The sequence below is a fragment of the Bacillus sp. GBSW19 genome (assembly GCF_002998655.1).
In the GTDB taxonomy this organism is placed as follows: domain Bacteria; phylum Bacillota; class Bacilli; order Bacillales; family Bacillaceae; genus Bacillus.
Map to the genome: position 1 here is coordinate 92,658 of NZ_PVRF01000001.1, position 20,732 is coordinate 113,389.

At 40.7% G+C, this 20,732-nt stretch carries 24 protein-coding genes; 13 read left to right on the plus strand and 11 right to left on the minus strand.

Going from position 1 to position 20,732, the window contains the following annotated elements; genetic code table 11:
• Positions 1 to 92 precede the first annotated feature (92 nt).
• From C6344_RS00550 to C6344_RS00565, 4 genes are all read left to right on the plus strand, one after another.
• Positions 93 to 452, plus strand: a complete 360-nt coding sequence (locus C6344_RS00550) for a YlbF/YmcA family competence regulator (RefSeq protein ID WP_034663625.1) — start codon at positions 93 to 95, stop codon at positions 450 to 452.
• 447 nt (positions 453 to 899) lie between these two features.
• A complete protein-coding gene (locus C6344_RS00555; protein ID WP_060595898.1) occupies positions 900 to 1,766 on the plus strand; it encodes a Cof-type HAD-IIB family hydrolase in 867 nt (288 codons plus the stop codon).
• A gap of 114 nt (positions 1,767 to 1,880) precedes the next feature.
• Positions 1,881 to 3,380 (plus strand): coproporphyrinogen III oxidase, encoded by a 1,500-nt coding sequence (locus tag C6344_RS00560; protein ID WP_066031093.1) that lies wholly within the window; start codon positions 1,881 to 1,883, stop codon positions 3,378 to 3,380.
• Between the two features lie 75 nt (positions 3,381 to 3,455).
• A complete protein-coding gene (locus C6344_RS00565; protein WP_106031631.1) occupies positions 3,456 to 4,730 on the plus strand; it encodes a lysine N(6)-hydroxylase/L-ornithine N(5)-oxygenase family protein in 1,275 nt (424 codons plus the stop codon).
• Positions 4,731 to 4,766: 36 nt separating this feature from the next.
• Here C6344_RS00565 and C6344_RS00570 read toward each other — a convergent pair whose 3' ends face one another.
• Both C6344_RS00570 and C6344_RS00575 read right to left on the minus strand, forming a co-directional pair.
• Positions 4,767 to 5,990: a cation:proton antiporter gene (locus C6344_RS00570; protein WP_066031091.1), complete on the minus strand. Its 1,224-nt coding sequence runs from the start codon at positions 5,988 to 5,990 to the stop codon at positions 4,767 to 4,769.
• Between the two features lie 3 nt (positions 5,991 to 5,993).
• Positions 5,994 to 6,491 (minus strand): cation:proton antiporter regulatory subunit, encoded by a 498-nt coding sequence (locus C6344_RS00575; RefSeq protein WP_066031090.1) that lies wholly within the window; start codon positions 6,489 to 6,491, stop codon positions 5,994 to 5,996.
• A gap of 569 nt (positions 6,492 to 7,060) precedes the next feature.
• Between C6344_RS00575 and C6344_RS00585 the strand changes: the two genes are divergently transcribed.
• Entirely contained in the window at positions 7,061 to 7,834 is a 774-nt protein-coding gene (locus C6344_RS00585) for an enoyl-CoA hydratase (protein ID WP_081311426.1), read from the plus strand.
• A gap of 31 nt (positions 7,835 to 7,865) precedes the next feature.
• On the opposite strand, the gene C6344_RS00590 is transcribed toward C6344_RS00585, so the two are convergent.
• On the minus strand, positions 7,866 to 8,054 hold the full coding sequence (locus C6344_RS00590; protein WP_034663606.1) for a YhzD family protein: 189 nt from the start codon (positions 8,052 to 8,054) through the stop codon (positions 7,866 to 7,868).
• 172 nt (positions 8,055 to 8,226) lie between these two features.
• On the opposite strand from C6344_RS00590, the gene C6344_RS00595 reads away from it, so the two are divergent.
• The 4 genes from C6344_RS00595 to C6344_RS00610 all read left to right on the plus strand — a co-directional run bounded on the left by C6344_RS00595 (position 8,227) and on the right by C6344_RS00610 (position 13,601).
• Positions 8,227 to 9,441 (plus strand): metallophosphoesterase family protein, encoded by a 1,215-nt coding sequence (locus tag C6344_RS00595; RefSeq protein ID WP_106072642.1) that lies wholly within the window; start codon positions 8,227 to 8,229, stop codon positions 9,439 to 9,441.
• A gap of 16 nt (positions 9,442 to 9,457) precedes the next feature.
• Complete coding sequence (locus C6344_RS00600) at positions 9,458 to 12,247, plus strand: ATP-binding protein (RefSeq protein ID WP_106072643.1); 2,790 nt, start codon at positions 9,458 to 9,460, stop codon at positions 12,245 to 12,247.
• Between the two features lie 62 nt (positions 12,248 to 12,309).
• Complete coding sequence (gene yhaM, locus C6344_RS00605; RefSeq protein WP_034663598.1) at positions 12,310 to 13,257, plus strand: 3'-5' exoribonuclease YhaM; 948 nt, start codon at positions 12,310 to 12,312, stop codon at positions 13,255 to 13,257.
• 116 nt (positions 13,258 to 13,373) lie between these two features.
• On the plus strand, positions 13,374 to 13,601 hold the full coding sequence (locus C6344_RS00610) for a sporulation YhaL family protein (RefSeq protein WP_034663596.1): 228 nt from the start codon (positions 13,374 to 13,376) through the stop codon (positions 13,599 to 13,601).
• A gap of 53 nt (positions 13,602 to 13,654) precedes the next feature.
• Here the strand turns inward: C6344_RS00610 and C6344_RS00615 are convergent, their stop codons facing one another.
• Positions 13,655 to 14,539, minus strand: coding sequence for a peptidylprolyl isomerase (locus C6344_RS00615; protein ID WP_003211354.1), 885 nt, complete (start codon positions 14,537 to 14,539; stop codon positions 13,655 to 13,657).
• A 161-nt stretch (positions 14,540 to 14,700) separates the two neighbouring features.
• Between C6344_RS00615 and C6344_RS00620 the strand changes: the two genes are divergently transcribed.
• Together C6344_RS00620 and C6344_RS00625 are read left to right on the plus strand one after the other, a co-directional pair.
• Positions 14,701 to 14,787 (plus strand): YjcZ family sporulation protein, encoded by an 87-nt coding sequence (locus C6344_RS00620; RefSeq protein WP_008361129.1) that lies wholly within the window; start codon positions 14,701 to 14,703, stop codon positions 14,785 to 14,787.
• Between the two features lie 145 nt (positions 14,788 to 14,932).
• Positions 14,933 to 15,022, plus strand: a complete 90-nt coding sequence (locus C6344_RS00625; RefSeq protein ID WP_017360317.1) for a YjcZ family sporulation protein — start codon at positions 14,933 to 14,935, stop codon at positions 15,020 to 15,022.
• A gap of 53 nt (positions 15,023 to 15,075) precedes the next feature.
• On the opposite strand, the gene C6344_RS18920 is transcribed toward C6344_RS00625, so the two are convergent.
• A complete protein-coding gene (locus C6344_RS18920; protein WP_072368131.1) occupies positions 15,076 to 15,261 on the minus strand; it encodes a hypothetical protein in 186 nt (61 codons plus the stop codon).
• Positions 15,262 to 15,343: 82 nt separating this feature from the next.
• Positions 15,344 to 15,862 carry a DUF3267 domain-containing protein gene (locus C6344_RS00635; RefSeq protein ID WP_060595916.1) on the minus strand — a complete coding sequence of 173 codons (519 nt, stop codon included), beginning with the start codon at positions 15,860 to 15,862 and terminating at the stop codon, positions 15,344 to 15,346.
• A gap of 233 nt (positions 15,863 to 16,095) precedes the next feature.
• Between C6344_RS00635 and C6344_RS00640 the strand changes: the two genes are divergently transcribed.
• Positions 16,096 to 16,440, plus strand: a complete 345-nt coding sequence (locus C6344_RS00640; protein WP_034663590.1) for a YhaI family protein — start codon at positions 16,096 to 16,098, stop codon at positions 16,438 to 16,440.
• Here C6344_RS00640 and C6344_RS00645 read toward each other — a convergent pair.
• A complete protein-coding gene (locus tag C6344_RS00645) occupies positions 16,418 to 17,038 on the minus strand; it encodes an HTH-type transcriptional regulator Hpr (RefSeq protein WP_034663587.1) in 621 nt (206 codons plus the stop codon). The two genes, C6344_RS00640 and C6344_RS00645, sit on opposite strands and share 23 nt — an antisense overlap.
• Positions 17,039 to 17,225: 187 nt before the next feature.
• Positions 17,226 to 17,582, minus strand: coding sequence for a YtxH domain-containing protein (locus C6344_RS00650; protein WP_106072644.1), 357 nt, complete (start codon positions 17,580 to 17,582; stop codon positions 17,226 to 17,228).
• 128 nt (positions 17,583 to 17,710) lie between these two features.
• Between C6344_RS00650 and yhzF the strand changes: the two genes are divergently transcribed.
• Positions 17,711 to 17,902, plus strand: coding sequence for a membrane protein YhzF (gene yhzF / locus C6344_RS00655; RefSeq protein ID WP_003211362.1), 192 nt, complete (start codon positions 17,711 to 17,713; stop codon positions 17,900 to 17,902).
• Between the two features lie 48 nt (positions 17,903 to 17,950).
• On the opposite strand, the gene C6344_RS00660 is transcribed toward yhzF, so the two are convergent.
• The 3 genes from C6344_RS00660 to C6344_RS00670 all read right to left on the minus strand — a co-directional run bounded on the left by C6344_RS00660 (position 17,951) and on the right by C6344_RS00670 (position 20,262).
• Positions 17,951 to 18,469: a tryptophan transporter gene (locus C6344_RS00660; protein ID WP_024425455.1), complete on the minus strand. Its 519-nt coding sequence runs from the start codon at positions 18,467 to 18,469 to the stop codon at positions 17,951 to 17,953.
• A 125-nt stretch (positions 18,470 to 18,594) separates the two neighbouring features.
• Positions 18,595 to 19,674, minus strand: a complete 1,080-nt coding sequence (serC, locus tag C6344_RS00665) for a 3-phosphoserine/phosphohydroxythreonine transaminase (protein ID WP_060595918.1) — start codon at positions 19,672 to 19,674, stop codon at positions 18,595 to 18,597.
• 159 nt (positions 19,675 to 19,833) lie between these two features.
• Positions 19,834 to 20,262: an HIT family protein gene (locus C6344_RS00670; RefSeq protein ID WP_034663580.1), complete on the minus strand. Its 429-nt coding sequence runs from the start codon at positions 20,260 to 20,262 to the stop codon at positions 19,834 to 19,836.
• Between the last annotated feature and the right edge of the window lie 470 nt (positions 20,263 to 20,732).

Here is a 20,732-nt window from a genome sequence, read left to right on the forward strand (position 1 = left end):
TTGTATATATGTGAAACGAAAGCCATAGTTTGTTATAGTGGAGTGGTGTCCGCCGATCATATCGGTGATAACGGATAGAAAGGAGACATAACATGTCTGTAAATGTTTATGATGTTGCATATGACCTTGAAAAAGCTCTGCGTCATAGCGAAGAATATTCAACTTTAAAAAATCTTTATGATGAGGTAAACGCGGATGAGTCCTCTAAAAGAATGTTCGAGAACTTCCGTGACATTCAAGTGAACCTTCAACAAAAACAAATGACTGGTCAAGAGATCACACAAGAAGAAGTGGAGCAAGCTCAAAAAACAGTAGCACTTGTTCAACAGCACGATAAAATCTCTCAGTTGATGGAAGCAGAACAACGTGTGAGTGTTCTCATCGGAGAATTAAATAAAGTGATCATGAAGCCTCTTGAAGAGCTTTATGGGAATCCAGAAGAAAATGAATGAAAAGGGCGATGATATTCGCCCTTTTTTTATTTCACATGTTCCCTGTCCAACTTTTCAAAAAAAGGTTGTCGAAGCTCATAAATTCTGCGATAATACTTATATTGAAAGTGCTTTCAAATGAGCGCTCTCATGGGACAATTGGGTGCGTTTCACTTGGGATTTACGGCGATTAGCCAAACGAGAGAGAAGCGCTTCTGGGAGAAACGCAAAGCATAAGGGGATCTGATATAAGCAATGCTTTGGTGTGTGAAAGATAAGGGGATCATGGGGAGCTTCATCACCTCATTGTGACGCATCCAAACCATACATAAAAAAAAAGCCTAGGGGTAGGCTTTTTTTATTTACAAAAGATTCATAACACAGAGCTCTTTCAACTGCATGTTCTAAAGCACCAAGCTAGGGCATATCCTCATCGTAAGTACAGTCATCAAGAAGGGGGATGCCTCAGTGTCAAAAAAACTACTTGCACTCAATATAGATGGAACGTTACTTCGTTCCAATGGAAAAATTCATTCCGCTACAAAAGAAGCTGTGGAATACGTGAAGAAAAAAGGGGTTTACGTGACGCTTGTCACCAACCGGCATTTTCGTTCCGCACAAAAAATTGCCAAGGCGTTGAAGATTCCAACTTCAACCCTTGTGACGCATAGTGGTGCATTTATCGCGAATAAACTCGATGAGCCGCTTCATGTGAAGAAATTAACGGAAGAAAAAACATTTAATCTTGTGCAAATTCTTGAAAGCTTTGATTGTAATGTTCGCTTACTGCATGAAAAATTCTCAATTGGCAACCGGAAAAAAACGCAGTCACAGCTGATGGGAAAGACGTTGATTCATCCGTCTGATCCAATTTTCTATCCTGTGCAATTTGTTGAATCGCTAAGTGATATGCTGATGGATGAACCGGTCAGTACACCGGTGATTGAAGTATATTCAACCGCAGAGCTTCAGCCTGAAATTCACCGAACCATTCAACAAGCTTTTCCATCTGTCGATCTCATTCGGATCAGTGATGAGAAAATGAATATTGTATGCAAAGGCGTATCGAAAGAAGCGGGGCTTTCTCTTTTGACCTCAGCATTAGGTTTGACTTTAGAAGATACTGTGGTCATTGGACAGGGGACAGATGACATCCCAATGCTCGAATTGGCTGGCTTAGGCGTTGCAATGGGAAATGCCCCTCATTCTGTTAAGCGTAAAGCCGATTGGGTGACACGTTCGCAAGATGAACAGGGAGTCGCTTATATGATCAAAGAATACTTTAGAATGCAGCAAAGAGAAGGATTTTTACATCAATTCGATATTAAACGATAATATAGACGAAGGCCCTGTCAATCAAGAAATGGCAGGGCCTTCAACTGTTCCAGTCATTGCTTTTCCTACATAGATTTTGTAAAATGAAACAAGTTTGAAGATAAAGGTGATACGATGCGAATTTTAATTAAAGGGCTGTCAGATGAACGATTTCATCGCCCGCTTGTCAATATAGCCAATTTATTTGAAGAAGATAGTGAAGTGCTGTTTGATACAGGTGAATTGGAAGATGGCTTAACCATGGTGTTTAGCTGGAAAGAAGAAAATGGAACGGTGGAAGCATCTGGTCATATCGCTGGATCAGACATCACTAGTCGTTTTTCGCGAGACGTCCCAGAGGGCTTGAATGACAAGGAGCGCTGGAAACAAATCAAAAACACAGTGCTGTCTGTTTATTTACATCTGCTTCAGGAGCACACAGGAATGACGCAAAAGTGGGGGATTCTCACAGGGATACGTCCTACAAAATTACTCCATAAGATGCTGAGAGAAGGAATGACAAAGGAAGGTGCGCATGCCGCACTAAAGCGTGATTATTTGATTCATGATGAAAAAATCGATTTGATGCAGGAGATTGTCGACCGTCAGCTTCAAGCGATTCCTGACCTGTATGACCTTCAGCAGGAAGTAAGTATTTATATTGGTATTCCTTTCTGCCCAACAAAATGCGCTTATTGCACGTTCCCTGCTTATGCGATTAAAGGACAAGCTGGAAGAGTGGGAACATTTTTGTTTGGTCTGCATTATGAGATGCAAAAAATCGGTGCTTGGCTAAAAGAACATGGGATCAAAGTGACGACCGTTTATTTTGGCGGAGGTACACCGACGAGTATCACTGCGGAAGAAATGGATTTGCTGTATGAAGAAATGTATCGCTCGTTCCCTGATGTGAAACATATACGGGAAGTGACTGTCGAAGCAGGGCGTCCTGATACGATTTCGCCTGATAAGCTAGAAGTGCTAAACCAATATCATATTGACCGGATTAGCATCAATCCACAATCGTATGAGAATGAAACACTGAAAGCCATTGGCCGGCACCATAGTGTAGAAGAAACGATTGAAAAGTATCACTTATCAAGACAGTATGGCATGAATAATATTAATATGGACTTAATTATTGGTTTGCCGGGAGAAGGGCTAAAGGAATTCCAGCATTCCTTGCAGCAGACTGAAGAACTTAAGCCTGAATCTTTAACCGTGCATACGCTCTCCTTTAAAAGAGCTTCTGAGATGACGCGCAATAAGGACAAATATCAAGTAGCAGACCGAGAAGAAATCACACGTATGATGGATGAAGCGGTCGCTTGGACGAAAGCACATGACTATCATCCCTATTATTTATATAGACAAAAAAACATCTTAGGGAACCTTGAAAATGTCGGGTATTCATTGGATGGGCAGGAAAGTTTGTATAATATCATTATTATGGAAGAAGTGCAGACAATTATAGGGATTGGATGCGGTGCTGCTAGTAAATTCATTGATCCGCGTTCAGGAAAAATTACGCAGTACGCTAATCCAAAAGATCCAAAATCGTATAATGACCGCTATGAACACTATACCGAAGAGAAAATTGAATTTCTTGAGTCATTATTTGTTCCTCACGTTTAAACACTGCGGTGACGCAGTGTTTTTTTCATTTGTAAAAGGGTATATAAGTGATAAAAAGTTAAAGCAGGTGTACATATGATTGATGTGATCGGAATTGGGATTGGGCCCGCCAATTTAGGTTTGGCGGCTTTGTTAGAGGAGTATGAAGATGTTTCATGCTGTTTTTTTGAACAGGAGTCCGAGTTTGCGTGGCATCCTGGTATGCTGATCAAAGGAACGGATTTACAAGTCTCCTTTTTAGCTGATCTTGTGACGATGGCGAATCCAAGGAGCAGGTATACATTTTTAAATTATTTACATGAATCAAATAGACTTCACCGGTTCTATACATTTGAACAGTTTGACATTCCGCGAAGAGAATTCAATGAGTATTTATCATGGGTCGCAGGTGAATTAGATAGCTGTCAATTTGGGATGAAGGTAGAGGAAGTGACGGACTGCCAAGGTGGTTATCTTGTGAAAGTCCGGCGATTGAAGGATGGATCGCTCTCTGAGTATCGGGCAAAGCATGTCGTGCTTGGAACAGGGAGCAAACCGATGATTCCTGTCGATGTGCCTGATGCTGCACTGCCATATGTGACACATAGCAGCCGTTATTTAGACCAGCAGGAAGAACTTCATGAAGCTGAGTCGGTGACGGTGATTGGCTCTGGGCAGAGTGCAGCCGAAATCTTCTTAGACCTGCTTCAGCATCAAAAGAAAGGACAGCAGCTTTCGTGGTTTACGCGATCTAGTGAATTTAGAGAGCTGGAGACGGCAGAGCTTGGCCAGGAGCTATTTACACCGAAGTACGTCGAATATTTCCATTCGCTTCCTTATGAAGAACGAATGAACACATTGCCTAGGCTGACTGGATTAAGAAATGGTATAGATGCATCGACGCTCTCGCGTATTTATCAGGAATTGTATCATCGGTCTGTTACAGGTGAAGAGCCATCTGTGGTGATTCAGCCAATGACCGAGCTTGAAGCGATTCAGGTGGAGGAGAATCAGTCCCTGAAGCTGCACCTAAAGCAGTGGCAGCTAAAGAAAGAAAAGAGCATAACAGCTGATCGTGCCCTATTGGCTACAGGGTACACTCCGAATATCCCGGCGTGGTTTAGTGCGTATGAACCTTTAATTGAATGGGAAAGTGAAGAGCATTTTAAAGTGACAGAAGACTTCAGGCTTGTGTTCAAAGACAAGCGTCCGCATCATTTCTTTACATTTACGAACTTAGATCACTCTCATGGAACAGCGGCGACCAATTTAAAACTATCCATCTACCGCAATCAGAAAGTGATTCAAACCATTCGCGGGGTCAAAGAAGCGCCAGTCAAGCAAGAAACAGCCTTTCAGCAATTTGAATAAGAGATAAAAAGGGCCCAAGTATAGGGCCCTTTTTCATTAGATTGTCGTTTCTTTTTTCACTTTTGGTTTTTCTGTTTGCCATTTGAACATTTTGTTCAGAATTTGATAAATTCGCTTAGATTCCTTCGTCACAAGCGGTCCTAAAATCGCAAGGATTAAGACGTACAATGCAGCAAATGGCTTCAAGGTAGCGGCAAGTCCGCCCGCAATACCGAGCTCGGCTACAATGATTGAAAACTCTCCTCGTGATACGATGGTTAATCCAATATTAGAAGAGGCTTTATGAGAAAATCCAGCTCTTCTTCCAGCGAACATTCCAGCAGTGAAGTTCCCAATGAAGGTGAGAATCACAGCGCCGATCGCAAGCCAGAAGGCATCACCTAATGTAAATGGATCAATGCTGAGACCGAAGCTGAAGAAGAACATGGCCCCGAAGAAATCTCTAAATGGAACCACAAGATGTTCGATGCGGTCAGAGTGCTCTGTTTCTGAGAAAACAAGACCAAGTAAGAGTGCCCCAATGGCCTCTGCTACATGGATTGTCTCTGAGAAACCAGCGACAAAGAATAAAGCCGCAAAAATCACAATGATGAACACTTCGTTCGAACGGATATCGAACAACTTGTTTAATCGTTTTGGCAGCTTACGTGCGATGATAAAGAAAAGCATCATATAACCAAAAGCAATGAAAATGGATAATAAGGCACCGCTAACCGTTGTGGCATCTCCAAGGACAAGACCAGATACGACGGATAAATAAACAGCGAGGAAAATATCCTCAAACATAATGATCCCAAGAATTAACTCAGTTTCAGGGTTCGCAGTCCGTTTCAAATCAACAAGGACTTTGGCCACAATGGCACTGGATGAAATCGTGATAACTCCTGCCATAATGAGAACCTCAAGGAACCCAAACCCTGTGATAAAACCGTAAAGCAGTCCTAAGCTGAAGTTAATCAAAATATAAATAGATCCGCCGACAGCAATGGATTTGCCCGATTTAATAAGCTTTCCGACAGAGAACTCAAGTCCAAGATAGAAAAGAAGGAACAAGACGCCCATTCTGCCAAAAAACGAAATAATTTCGGTGCTTTCGATAAATTTTAGATCAATAATCCCGATGGTTGGAGCATGCGGCCCAACGATCATACCGAGGACAATGAGAAAAGGGATGATAGAGAATTTCATTTTATTGGCGATTAAGCTGGCGATGGCGATGAGAATCAGCGCCGTCCCAACTTCAAAGACTAAATGATCCATTCATCACTCTCCCCCTCTAGAAAGAAAATCACGTATCAATCGCTTTAAGTGTTTTCTTTCGCCTGAAATGACCATCGTATCATTTGCTTCAATAATCGAATCGGCACCAGGGTTCAGTAATTTTTCATTTGTATGTTTAATGATCGCAATGACGGTGACTTCATAGTTTTGTCGCACATCTAAATCACCGAGTGTATGTCCAACCGCTTTTGCGCCTTTTTCCACCTTAAACCATTCAATCATCAAGTCATTGAAGGCCATTTCAATGGTTTCAAGTGCCTGCGGTTTATACACCATGCCGCCGATAATCGCAGCGATTTGCCTTGATTCAGTATCATCGAGAGAAATGGTGGACAGCACTTCATCTGGATCATCATCGTCAAAACGATAAATCTCCCGTCTGCCATCATCATGAATCACTATCGTCATTTTTTCTCTATTTCTCGTTTCAATTTCAAATTTCTTTCCGATCCCAGGAAGATCATTTTCTTTAATATTCATTTTATCCCTCCGAATATGATAGGTTGTGTTTTTCATATAGTAATACGGATGAAATAAAATGAATCAGTAGAGGTAATTTGATTGACACATAATGGGGATCGCACACTTCATTTCCAAAAAACATAGATCAATGGATAACGCAGCTGATGGAGCAGGCTTGAGTAGAAAAACCTTTGAATCAGCCAGTGATAATCTGTTCTTTAACAGAATAGAGAAGGCCTGTTTTTTTGAAAATGGAGGTGTCTTCACAGCTTGAATTTCTTCATCGTAGATGGATGGAGAAATAAGACTAGGTGCACTCGCTTCTGCCTGTGGAGCAAAAACGACATTTGAAAAAGGAGAAAACATGACGATGAAACTAACCAATATGAATATGGAACACCTTATCAATCATCCTCCCCCTTTCAAAATCATTTCTTTCTTCATTTACTATATAAAAATATATTTCTTGTTTCAACAATTATGCTTATTTTAGTATCAATTGATCTTGAAATTTTTCATGCAGAGGAAAAGGAATTATTCGGGTTGAAATGGAATTAAGTCATGAGTTTAAAAGAAAAGGGGGATGGATGATGACATATATCAATTGTCAGTTAAACGGGGATATTTTTGAAATCGTTTTCAACAGGCCTGATGCTTATAATTCATTTCATGTGGACATGTTTGCTGAATTCAAAGAGGCATGTGATGCAGCGGAAGAAAGCAGTGCAAAAGTCGTTGTGATCAAGGGAGCGGGGAAAGGGTTTTCAGCAGGCGGAGATATTGGCATGATGCTTAAGCAGGAAAGTGAAGAAGATTTCCATCGTGTGATGGATTTGATCGAGGGAATTACACTTTCTCTAGCCGGTATGAAAAAAGTGACGATTGCCCTTGTCCACGGGTCAGCGGCAGGCCTTGCTTTTAGCTTTGCTTTAAGCTGTGACTACTTGTTTATGCATCAGGATGCACAGCTCGCCATGAATTTTAATGGAGTAGGATTAATTCCAGATGGCGGAGGGCATTTTTTTCTCACAAAAAGAGTCAGTGAACAAACCGCGAAACAATTGATTTGGAGCGGACAAAAGCTGCCGGCTGAAGAAGCGTTAAAACTGCGCCTTGCAGACGGGGTGTTTCAGGATGAAGTCGATGCGTATCAAAAAGTATGTGTGAAGCCGTTTATGAACATGCCGCTTCAAGCATTTGTCGAAACAAAGCTGATCTATTTTCAGCAGTCAGAACCTGAGCTGCTAGCCGTTCTTCAAAAGGAGAGGGCAGCACAGGCAAGACTGAGGCAAAGTCATGATCATAAGGAAGGCATTCAGGCCTTTTTAGAAAAAAGACGACCTGTGTTTCAGAACGTATAAACGAATGTGAGACCGGCGAATGCCGGTTTTTTTAACGTTCAAATAAAAGAAGCTTGCCTGCATCATCAACGAGCCGGTGGGAATGCTTCGTGTATTGCTGTTCGATTAAGCGATGGCGCCCTAATTCCTTTGCCTTTTCATCACTATCCGTTGTGATTTTTTCATTTAATAAGGTCTCACCCGACCGGTCAAATACAGTTAAAAAGTATGTCTTCTCCATTCCTCATCTCCCTTTCCTCTGCTTTTCTATGTAATTAAACAATGAATAAGACAAAACCTCTTTTTTAACTCTTAAAAATGTGTTTTTTAGAATGAAAGCGATAGAACGTGCATTCGTAAAAATGGCATGATAAAATATGGACAATGACAGTATCGGACAAGGAGATAGACGTTTGACTAAGCTTACCTTTATTCATGCCGCAGATTTACATTTAGACAGTCCATTTGCAGGAATGTCGAATATCCCTAGCTTACCATTTAAGCGGCTCAAAGAAAGTACATTTCAAAGTGCGAAGAATATGTTTGATCTCGCCATTGCTCGATCAGTAGACTTTGTGCTGCTGAGCGGAGATTTATTTGACGAATCAAATCGCAGTCTGAAAGCACAGCTGTTTTTAAGAAATCAGTTTCTAAGACTGCAAACTCAAGGGATTGACGTCTTTATTATTTATGGTAATCATGATCATTTAGGCGGTGAATGGACACCGATTGAGTGGCCTGAGAATGTGCACGTTTTTTCAAGCAGTACACCAAGTGAGCAATCCTACTATAGAGGGGGGCAGCTTGTTGCAAGTATTTATGGGTTTAGCTACAAAGAGCGGGCTGTCTATGAAAATATGACATCTCATTATGTCAAAACGACAGATGCTGCCTATCACATTGCGATGCTTCACGGTACATTAGCCGGACAAGAAGGGCATGATGCGTATGCACCATTTCAGCTTGAGCAGCTTCTTTCACGGGATTTCGATTATTGGGCGCTTGGACATATACATAAGAGAGCCCTTCTGCATGAAGACCCATTGATTATTTACCCTGGTAACATGCAGGGCAGACATATAAAAGAAACAGGAGAGAAAGGCTGTTACGTTATTCAACTCTCCGAGGATTCTGAGACAGCGGAATTTATTAGCTGTGCGGATGTGATGTTTGAGACACTTGCAATAGACATGACAGAAACGGTTCATATGACGGATCTTGTGACACTTGTGGATAGCAAAATCAGTGAGCTGAAAGAGGAGGGCGTCCCTCATTTTGTGAAAATTGAATTGACGGGTGATGCTCCTCCTTACTTTGAGCGTACTCAGCTTGAGGTTCTTGAGGAGCTGTTGACCGTTCTTCATGAACAGGAAGAAGATGAAGAGGTATTCGTTTGGGTGATATCGATTGACTGCCGAATAAACGAGGATGTGATCTATTTAGAAGATTCTTTTTTGAAGGAACTCACTGCTGAAATTTCACAGTTTGAGGCATATGAAGAGCTGTTATCACCGATCAAGCGTCACCCAACCTATAGAAAATCAGGAAAAGCTCTCACAAAAGAGGATGAAGTGGATATAAAAGAAGAAGCACAAAGGCTGCTGACAGAACAGCTAAAGCAATTATGAGAAAAGGAGAGGCACAATGAAAATACGTTCACTCCATATCGCCCATTTCGGGAAATTTTCAAATCGGACCTTTCACTTTTCTGATTACGGTTTTCAGCTAGTTTACGGCCTGAATGAATCGGGGAAAACGACATTGAAAACGTTTATTGAATCGATGTTATTTGGTTTTCCGAAAAACAAGATGTACAAGACGAAACAGGGTTCTTTTTATGGTGGTTCCCTCACTTGCCAAGATGACGAGTTAGGCGTTATTCATATTGAAAGAACGTCCGATCGAGGTGGTCAAGCACAGGTGTTTTTACCGAATGGTGAAGTGAAAGACGAAGTTTTTCTACAGACACTTTTAAAGGGAACGGATCGCAGGTTATATCAATCAATCTATTCATTTGATGTGTTTGGACTGCAAAATGTCCAAGCCTTAAACCAGGACCAAATAGGCGAATTTCTACTTTTCTCAAGTTTATTTGGCTCGGATGCAGCCACCAAGATGGATAGCAGGCTGCTAAAGCAGCAGGAGCAGCTGTTTAAACCAAATGGACGCAAGCCGGAATTAAATCAGCAGCTTGATCGTTTAAAAGAGCTGACAGGTCAGCTGAAACAAGCCAAATTGGTAGAAGGCCGTTATACCGAAAAGAAACGGGAGCAATCTGAATTAACGGAGACGATCGAAATGCTTCAAAATGAAATGAAGCAAGCTGAGGAACACATTCAGAAACTGGCTGAATCCATTCAAGTTTATCCCATGATCGAGAGAAAAGTGGAATTAAAAAAGGAATTAGCCCGCTATCCAGACCGAGTCAAACGTTTTAGAGCAGAAACAGAGCATGAGCTGGATAAACTAGAATCACACCTTCACCCGAAAAAGGCTCAATTGACTGCACTGAAGCAGAAGTTAGCCCATTTGCAAACCTCACTTGTACAAGTTCAACCGCTCTATGACAAGGATACCATAATGGAGATGAAACGAGTCGTAGATGAAGCATCTGATGCTGAGCTTGTGAAAAAGCGCATAGCAGAGTGTCGAGCAAACCGTGATTCATTGAAACAAAAAATAGACGAAGCGGTAGCAAAGCTAAAGTGGGAGTACCCGATAAAGTTCGAACAAATCGACGATTCGCTTGAATTTGAGTGGGAATTAAAGGAGACTGTCACTCAATACGTTCGTCTCATGGATAGAAAAGCGCAGTTAGATGAACGATTTGATCACGCAAGACATGAGCTGGACGAAGCAGAAGCCGCTCTAAAAGGATTAAAGGAACAGCAAGTCAGACAGCACGGAGCAGAAGACGATGCGAAGGGGACAAGATCGAAAAAGAAACCGATTCATTCCCGGGCGTTGTTATTCCGAGGCTTGATCGCATTTGATGTGGTGCTTCTGCTTGTTCTATTCTTTTTAACAGAGTGGTGGATCACGCTCTTGTTTGCGGGATTTTCTGTTTTTCTCTTCTTTCTCATTTACCCATTCAGTCAAATGAGCCCGATGAAACAAAGAAGCGGCGAAGGGGCCTTTGATTCATTTCAAGTGCAGGCAGCTTCAGCTGAAACACTTATGAGGCAGAAGGAGCTTCTGTACGAAAGAATCATTCGGCAATATGAAGACTGGGAGCTAGAGCTGGAACCTGTCCAGCAGCAAGTAGAGGAAAAGAAGAGACAGCTTGGCTTGTCGTCTGAGCTTTCTTTCCTAGTAGAGGCCTTCCATATCCTAAAACAATTAAAAATGAATACAGCGGCATATGAGGAGCTTCATCGTGAAATAGGCGTGCTTTCCGATCAGCAATCGATTTATGAGCGCAGGGTTTCAGCGTTAAGCAGTATCCTTCAAAAAAAGGAAGGAACCATTCAGGAGAATATCTCAGCTTTTCAAGAGATATTGAAAGATGAGGCGAGAAGAGAAAAAGAACGCCAGACATTGCACGTATCCATTCAACATGCGATCCAGCAGCTCACGACACTAGAAGGGGAAATTCAATATTACGAAAAACAAACTGACGAGCTTTTTCGTCAAGTAGAAGCAGAGTCCAAAGAAGATTACCAAGTGCTTTCTCATCTATCTAAAGAATACCGGGAACGGATTTCCCATTTGCAGCAGCTGAATCAAGAGCTTCATAGAAGCGGTTGTTTTGATGAGGAGGAATGGATTGTTCGCAAAGGATTACCTCTCCTTGAAGAGGAGTGTGCAGAAGCAAAGCAGCACCTTCATGACGTTCAATTGAATGCGGAGAATATGGAAAAACGTTTAGCAGAACTAGCGGTGGAAATCCGGCAAATAGAAGCTTCTGGAACGGTGTCTGATTTGACTCATCAGCTTGCCGCAGAGCAGGAGCATGCGAAGCACCTCGCAAAAAAATGGGCGGCAATTCAGCTTGTCCGCTCCGTCATACGAGAAAAATTGAATGAGCATAAAGAAACAAGGCTGCCTGCATTGCTTCAAACAGCCTCAAGTTTTATTCAACCGTTAACAAATGATCGTTATGAAGCGATTTTATTTTCACCTGAAGATGACTTGCTGATGGTGAAAAGAATGGATGGACGAATATTCCGTCCAGAGGAGCTTTCACAGGCAACGTGTGAACAGATCTATCTGGCGATTCGTTTTGCGCTCGCTTTGTCTCATCAGCAAGATTGTCAGCTTCCGTTTATGATGGATGACAGCTTCGTTCATTTCGATCACGTTCGTCTAGGAAGAGTGCTGGAGATGATGAACGAGCTCACACGTTTTGAAACACAGCTGTTTTATTTCACCTGTCATGAGCATATGAAGCAAGCAGCAGAAGATGGACAGATTACGAGTTTAGCAGTTGAATGATTGACAAATAATGACTTATGTTATACTTATATGAGCAGAAACATGGAAGGAGCTTTTATTGAATGGCTAAAGGGATCATGACCTATGATGTCGGCGAACAAGTTGACCTGCATTTATTAATTAAATCATCTACTAAAGGGATTGCGAGTAATGGCAAACCATTTTTAACGTTAATTCTTCAAGATCAAAGTGGAGATATTGAGGCGAAACTATGGGATGCAAAGCAGAATGATGAACAAACCTATGCCGCGCAAACCATTGTGAAGGTAGTAGGCGATATTCATCATTATCGCGGGAGGAATCAGCTGAAACTTAGGAATATACGCCCTGTTGCTGAAAATGAGCAAATTCGAATTGATGATTTTCTCGAAACAGCTCCTATTCCAAAACATGATATGATGGATACGATTATGCAATATATCTTTGATATGAAAAACCCTAATATACAGCGTGTTACAAGGCATTTGCTGAAAAAATATGGACAGGAATTCGCTGACTATCCAGCAGCGACAAAAAACCATCACGAATTTGTCTCTGGTCTTGCTTATCACGTGGTGTCCATGCTGCATTTGGCTAAATCAATTGTTGACCTATATCCATCATTAGATCGAGATCTTTTATATTCAGGCATCATTCTTCATGATTTAGGGAAAGTCAAAGAGCTTTCGGGCCCAGTCTCAACCACCTATACGGTGGAAGGGAATTTAATTGGTCATATTTCGATTATGGTGACAGAAATTGCGAAAGCTGCAGAAGAGCTTGGCATTGATTCAGAAGAAATTTTGATTTTACAGCACTTAGTACTGAGTCATCACGGAAAAGGAGAGTGGGGCAGCCCGAAACCACCAATGGTGAAGGAAGCCGAAATACTCCACTATATTGATAATTTAGATGCGAAGATGAATATGATGGATCGTGCGCTTGAGCATGTGAAGCCAGGAGAATATACAGAACGTATTTTTGCGCTAGAGAATCGTTCATTTTATAAACCAACCTTTCATCACGAATAACCATGTCAAAACGTCCGTTTATTGCGGGCGTTTTTTTCATAACTTGTCTTCTTTTCGCATAAGCATGTAACACAAAGGAAGAGAGAGCTGTTCTGAAAAAAGGAGGCGATGAAAAAATGTTGTTTTTTCCATGGTGGGTGTATGCATGTATCATTGGCATTATTTTCTGTGCGTATAAATTAATGACAACGGCCAAAGAGGAGCAAGAGATTGATCAATCCTTTATTGAAAAGGAAGGAGAAATTTTTATCGAGCGAATGGAACAAGAAAGAGAGCGTAGACGTCAGGATCAGCAAGTGAAAAGATCACATGATACGGCGGCACATGAAGACTCGATTGCTTAATCAGGTCATATCAAAACCCCTCTGCACGATCACGGCAGAGGGGTTTTTTGTGATTACTGGTTTTGTTGAGGTTGTTGATTTTGTGCGGGTTGTTGAGACTTTTCTTTGAATGTGTTTTCAAGTTCTTTATCTTTTACTTTCACATCGGCATCTTTCACCAATTTGTTTAAGATCGTTTGGATTTCATTTGTGTCTGCTTGTTTTTGATTAAGCAGTTCTTTTTTCAAGTCTGCTTTCATGTCATCGTATTTACCGCGTTCTTCGGTCTTTTTAATGATATGGTAGCCGAATTGTGATTTCACTGGTTTGCTGATTTCATTCACTTTTAGTTTGAAAGCAGCTTTACTGAAGTTCTCGTCCATTTGGCCTTCTTTTGCGAACCAGCCTACATCGCCGCCTTGTGCTGCTGAAGCGGTATCAGTTGAATATTCAGACACAACGGCATCCCATTTTTCACCTTTATCTAATTTCTTTTCCACTTCGTCAGCTGTTTTCTTATCAGCTACTAAAATGTGGCTTGCGCGGATTTTCCCTTTTAGGTCATCGTAATACGCTTTTACTTCTTTATCAGTGATTTTGATGTTAGCTTTGGCAGCCTTTTGAGTCAGCAGCTCATATTTCACTTGATCTTTGATGTAATCTTTTCCGAATTCATCTTGAAGTTGTTTTAAACGATCTTCACCAAGTGTCTTTTTATATTCTTCCATTTTCTTATCAATTTCTTTATCAGATACTTTGTATTTGTCAGCAAGAACCTTTTGTTGAACAAGTAGATTTAAAGCATCTCCACCTGCTTGTTTCTTAAGAGTTGTATAAAGCTCTTCTTTTGTGACATCTCCTGATTTTGTTGTTGCGATGACATCTTTATCACCGCTACTGCATGCGCCAAGAGTTAAAACACTAACTGCTGTTACAGCTGCTAAAGCCATTTTTTTCATTCAAAAAACACTCCTAATCTTTCCAATTTATTTATCATTGCTTGTATCATAACATATTGTGACACGCTGTAAAAAGAAATGCAAATGGGAGGGCATTCGTCTAGTCAAAAATTTGCGCGCGACATACACATATAGTGATCACAAAAAGGAGGCTGAATTATATGGGAGCAGGATATTCTAATGGGTTTGCTTTATTGGTCGTGCTATTCATTTTGCTGATCATCGTTGGTGCAGCATATCTTTACTAATTAAATCGCTGTGACAGAAAGGAGCCGTCCTGCCATGCGTGCGGGCGGTTCTTTTTTCAAACGATGACAGGTGCCTAAACGTTTTCATTTTTTTTGCATACACTGAGCTTAGAACAGAGCAAGAACTGGCAGGAGGTGTTTTTACATGGGAGGAGAAGTCTTTGCTGGCGGTTTTGCACTAGTCGTCGTGTTATTCATCTTATTGATCATTATCGGTGCATCTTGGATTTGCTAATCAATCAATATACACAAAAAGCTGCCCTCAAACTGGCAGCTTTTGCTTTGATCTTAAATAGAAATGGTAATTTCAACAAATGATGAGATCAGTAAGATCAGTATCGATACATTGATAAAGCGAAACACCTTATCTTGCCGTTCTTCAGGAATCTCTCTGACAAGGCATAATGTATTAGTAAGCCTGTTTATTGAATACACAATAAACGCGGCAAAGACGATGAAGTAAAATAAAACTATCGGAGATCCCCCCTCTCTATGCTATTCCCATACTACATTACCAAATTTTTTATGAAAAAGATAGAAGTTGGCTTTAAAAACCTCATGATGAGGAAGTTTGGTCAACTAAAATATCAAACTCGTCTTGGGCTTGATCGATGATGCAGGATTTAGGTGCTTTGAGCAGTTTCCATGCAAATAAAAAGTCAGGCAAACAATAGCCTGCATGAATACTTGCGATGATGATAAAATAGTGTGCATACATTGGAAACGCCACGCCTAACACAAAGTAAAGCAGTGAAATCAAACAAAATGGACTGAGAAGTGAATAAAGCATTACTTTCTTTGGCACACGCTTCCAGCAATTTCGTTTAAATAGCGTCATTTTTTTCTTGTTTTTCATCACTGGGATCAAGTGAACCACACGGTGGACAAGCAATGTCACAAGTAAAAGCACAGCAAAAAGCGGTGCGTTGTGGCTGCTTAGTCTCGTTTCAGGATGAGTCAGTTGAAAACATAAAAAAGCCATAATGAAAAAAAGTATAGCAAGACTTATGGCTGAAATCAGCAGTCTCGTATAACCATAATCCTTTTCAAGATTAATGGTCTTCCAACAATTCATTTTTCATCCTTCCAATCTTAAAAAACTAATTGAATATCTCAAGATAATTTACTCTTCCTGAGGATAAAAATCAATGGTTTTGTTGAAAAAAAATAAAATGTTGCCTTCATATGGAATAAAGAGAGGAAACTTTGGGTTTTTCAAGAAAAAAAGACAGAAGAGGGAGGTTCGTCTCTTTCGTCAATGAGTAATTTCGGCTAAAATAGAAAGACTAAGAGAAAGAGGGAACGTACATGAGTATTGAGGAACGAATGAGCCAGCTCGAATATTATATGGAACTTTTGCTGACGGCGACCGATATGAGCCGTTATCCATATTATGCATTATTGATCAGGCAGCGGGTATCGAAAGAAGAGGCGAAGGAAATTGAGCGTATTTGTGCTGAGCTTTCAGAGGAAATGGACAAGCAAAAAGCACAAGGCTACGTCATGTTTGACGATATGCTTGCGCTTTTTGCAGGACAGTTAATTGAAAAGCTGGATGTGCATGAGACGATATTTGCATTGCATGATCAAGGGCTGTTTCAGCCGTTAATGAATGAATTTATAAAGATCATTAAACAATTTGATTTGCTTTAGCCGCTTTTTCTGCTGCATCAGCTGAGTCTTCAAGTTCCTCAGGCTTTTTCGTGACTTTTCCTCGCTCATTCAAAAAGTCCTTCTCAATGTTTGAAAACGATTTCTCAAAAATCTCCATGAAATCCTCACCATAGATGTTTCGGATAATACACATCATTTCTAAAATCTCAGGGAACTTTCCGTAAATGTCATGAAGCGGCTGTGCGCCTTTGACAATACCAGTTCGTGCCGGGTCATAATCTTCAAGTAGTTTATGGAATGTCTCTTCGCCTTTTGGCGTTAGCTCAATATACGTATTGCGTTTATCGTTTAACTTTTTAGAAAATTTTAAAAATCCTCGTTCCTCCAGTTTCTTGGAGAAGTTAAACGCCGTTGATACATGCATGACGCCAAACTTTGCAATTTCTGATATTGAAGCTCCTTTTAATTGATACGCAATCCACAAAATATGATGTTCATTGATATTTAGGTTATACGGTTTGATCCACTGCTGCCAGTCCTTTTCAATGGATTTCCAAAGAGCTTTGCTCAATTGGGCCATTCTTTGACTGAATAAAAGTGCTTCTTTTACATCGAAAGGCTGTTCCGAATGATTCATCCATTTCACCTACTTCTCTTTTTCTTGTAATTCTATTATGCCAATAAAATAAAGATTAATAAAGCTGAAAATTCAAGAATTTTTAAAACTCATGAAAAACATTGACAAAATAACCTTTTTTCAACAAAAAAAGTGCGGGATACGCACCCCGCACACTTTTGTAAACGAATATTTTTTCGTGAGTATATTAGTTTTGTAAGGTTTTCTCCAGTTGTTTGAGCTTTTCCTCAATTTCCTGAATTTCCTTTTGCAAGTCCTGCTGGTGAGGTTTGATTTCTTCGCGCCATTGCTGAATCGATGCTTGTAATTCAGTTCCGACTTCTTTAATGACCTCTGCGCTTTCTTTTGCTGTTTCAACAATTTGCTCTTTTAAAGCTTGTCCATCTCTTTTTAATCTTGTCAGCGTATCTTCGAATTTGTCATAGCCGTCTTTCAACTTTCCGCGCACATCTCTGCCAGAAGAGGGAGTCGTCAGGAGCACTGCCGCACCTCCGAGGAGACCGCCTACAAATAATCCTGTTAATAAAGAACGTCCACTAGCCATTCAAATCACCTCTAGTCAAATTTTACACATTCGCATGTTCTCTCTGAGCTGACGATCAGCTTCATTGAACTTCCATACATAGCTTGCTTTATTTTAGCATACTTTTGAAGAAAAGGGAGGGGAGAAGGTTGTCTGTCTTTCTGTTCGTTTTTACGTGTATCGGTGTCGTTTTTACAGGTGGTTCTATTCATTATGCAAGACAGCTGGGGTATGCAGGGTCTTATCCGCCAAAACATGTATTAAAGCAAAAAGCACTTGTGTGTGCGGCAGGTGCAGGGATTTCGCTCCTCATTTTGCTGCTGACCCTTTTTCTTTTATAAAAGCATGAAAAAACCTCTTCATCTATTATGAAGAGGTTCGATTATTCGTTAAGCAACTTCTATCATTCTTGCACGCCTTAGAATGGACTGAGCAATTGGGAAGACAAATACCATGGCAATGGTATTAATCACGGCTGCTGGAAGGACAACGCCCACAAGAAGTGCCGGTAATGCAGCTGGCAGTCCAGTAATCAGTAAAGCGGCAGATAGGAAAATCACGCCGGATACGATGGTTCCAATCGCAGTTAACACAGCGGTCAGCACCACTTTGTTCTTTATCTTCAAGCAAGATAAGAAAAGGGCTAGGAAGATAAAGGCTGTCACTGGTTTATCAATCATATTTGGAATTTGTCCGCCTGGGAAACCCGTTGTTAATGCAGAAATGACGCCAGTCACTAGGGCAATAACCACTACATGCTGTACCTTTGGGAAAAGGATGATGCTTAAAAACATCATGACCAGCATCATATCAGGTTTCATTCCGAAAAAGATGGGCGGGAAAATCGTATGCAAAACAGCTCCCATTGCTGCAAGCAATGACATAATCACTAATTCTTTTGTTTTCATTTCTATGCTCTCCTCTGCTAAGCTCTTAGGACTCTTCAATAATATGGCTCATCATTTATTGCAAGAGTCATCACTTTATATTTCTCGTTATTATAACAAATTTATTTCTCTATAGAAAAGCTTTTTTACTCATTTTCTTGCTGGAACTTTTTCATAAAGTCCGCAAGCTTTTGGCAGTCTTCAATCGATACCGCATTGTAAATAGATGCTCTGCATCCACCGACAGAACGGTGGCCGGCAAGTCCAACCATTTGTTCCTGCTTTGCTTTCTCTACAAAGGAAGCAGTGAGCGCATCATCACGAAGGGTAAACGTGACATTCATATGCGAACGGCTGTCAGTGCGTGCGTGTCCTTTGTAAAAACCGCCGCTTTGATCAATTGTGTCGTAGAGAATGCCTGCTTTTTGTTCATTGCGTTTTTCCGCTGCTTCTACGCCGCCAGCCTGTTTGACATGCTCAAGGACAAGAGACAGCATATAAATCGCAAAAGTCGGTGGTGTGTGATAAAGAGAGTTGGCTTTTGCGTGTGTTGAATATTTTAATATTTTCGGTGTGCTGCTTTTCTCTTTCTCTAATAAACGTTTGCGCGCGATCACAATCGTGATACCAGAAGGCCCTAAGTTTTTTTGTGCCCCAGCATAAATGAAATCAAATTGAGAAACATCGATTTTTTTGCTGAGAATATCACTGGACATATCTGCAATAAGCGGTAATGATGTACCAGGGAACGTTTTCCACTGAGTGCCGAAGATCGTATTGTTTGATGTGATGTGTAAGTAAGCGCCATCTGTTAAACCGGAGGCATCTACTTCTGGAATATACGAGTAGTTGTCGTCTTCACTTGAAGCAAACACAGATGTTTCACCAAACCCTTTTGCTTCTGATAATGCTTTTTCTGACCAAGCGCCTGTTTGAATGAAATGAGCCGTTTCGCCTTCATGTAAGAAGTTCATAGGAATCATCGCAAATTGAAGACTAGCTCCGCCCTGTAAAAAGAGGACTTCGTAATCTTCAGGAATGTCCATCAGTTCCACCAACAGTGCTTTTGCCTTATTGTGGACTTCTTCATATTCACCGCTGCGATGAGACAGCTCCATCACAGACATCCCAGTTTGTTTAAAATCAACAAGTTCTTCCTGTGCTTTTTGAAGCACTTCTAGCGGCAGTGCCGCCGGACCAGCATTAAAATTCGTCGTTCGCTTCATCACAATCTCTCCCTATTTCTCGCGTTAATGGATCAAAAGATAAAACCATCCTATCACAAATTTGAAGCAATTGGACGAAAAATTTGAATCGTTTTAAATATCTTACTATTAAGAGTTGAAAGCGATAAAAAGGGGCAGAAATAAGAAAAACCTCATCTATTAAGATGAGGTAAGCCGCGTGTGGATGGCAGAAGAAATATCTTTTAAATCCTCTGACGTGTATTGCTCTTGATGTGATTTCCATACAGCACCAAAGCCATCGCCTTTTCCGTAGCGCGGAATGATATGCATATGGTAATGGAACACAGATTGTCCGGCTTTTTCGCCGTTGTTGTTTAGAAGGTTTAACCCAATTGGTTCAAATTCCTGTTTGATTGCTCTTGCAATTTTCGGAATCGCTTGGAAGTAGTGATTAGACACTTCTGGTGTCATCTCGTAGATATTTTCTTTATGTATTTTCGGGATTACAAGGGTATGTCCTTTTGTTACTTGGCTAATATCTAGAAAAGCCAATACATGCTCGTCTTCATATACTTTTGCACATGGAATGTCTCCATCAATGATCTTGCAAAAAATACAATCGCTCACGTCATGTCACTCCTCATTCATTTTCCTTCATCGTATCACAAAAAGAAGCAAAAAAGAAAACAGGACAAGCGAACTCCTTTGGTCGCTCATCCTGCTCCTGCAGAAGAAATGCTGATGCTTTCATTCGATATGCCTTTTGAATTCTCTATTTACTGAAATAAAGAATTCGTATGCCTGCTATTTCTGCCGTAAACACCTCATTTGACGTTTTGGTTTGTCGTATACATATTGTATAGGACACAAAAATCAAGAATCAGTGAAGCAAAACAGAAGCTAAGGTTTTTAGATGAAAAAACCAACTTGTCATGCGGTTCTTTGCCTTTAACAAACACCTCATTTACTTATTGGTCATCAAGTTCATTTCTTCTACATACATTATGATGACCAAAGCGCCTATTTTTTATTCATGCCGCGTTTAAGGTAAACATTTCAAATTACCTTTCGTTTTTGTTACTATAAAGGAAAAAAGA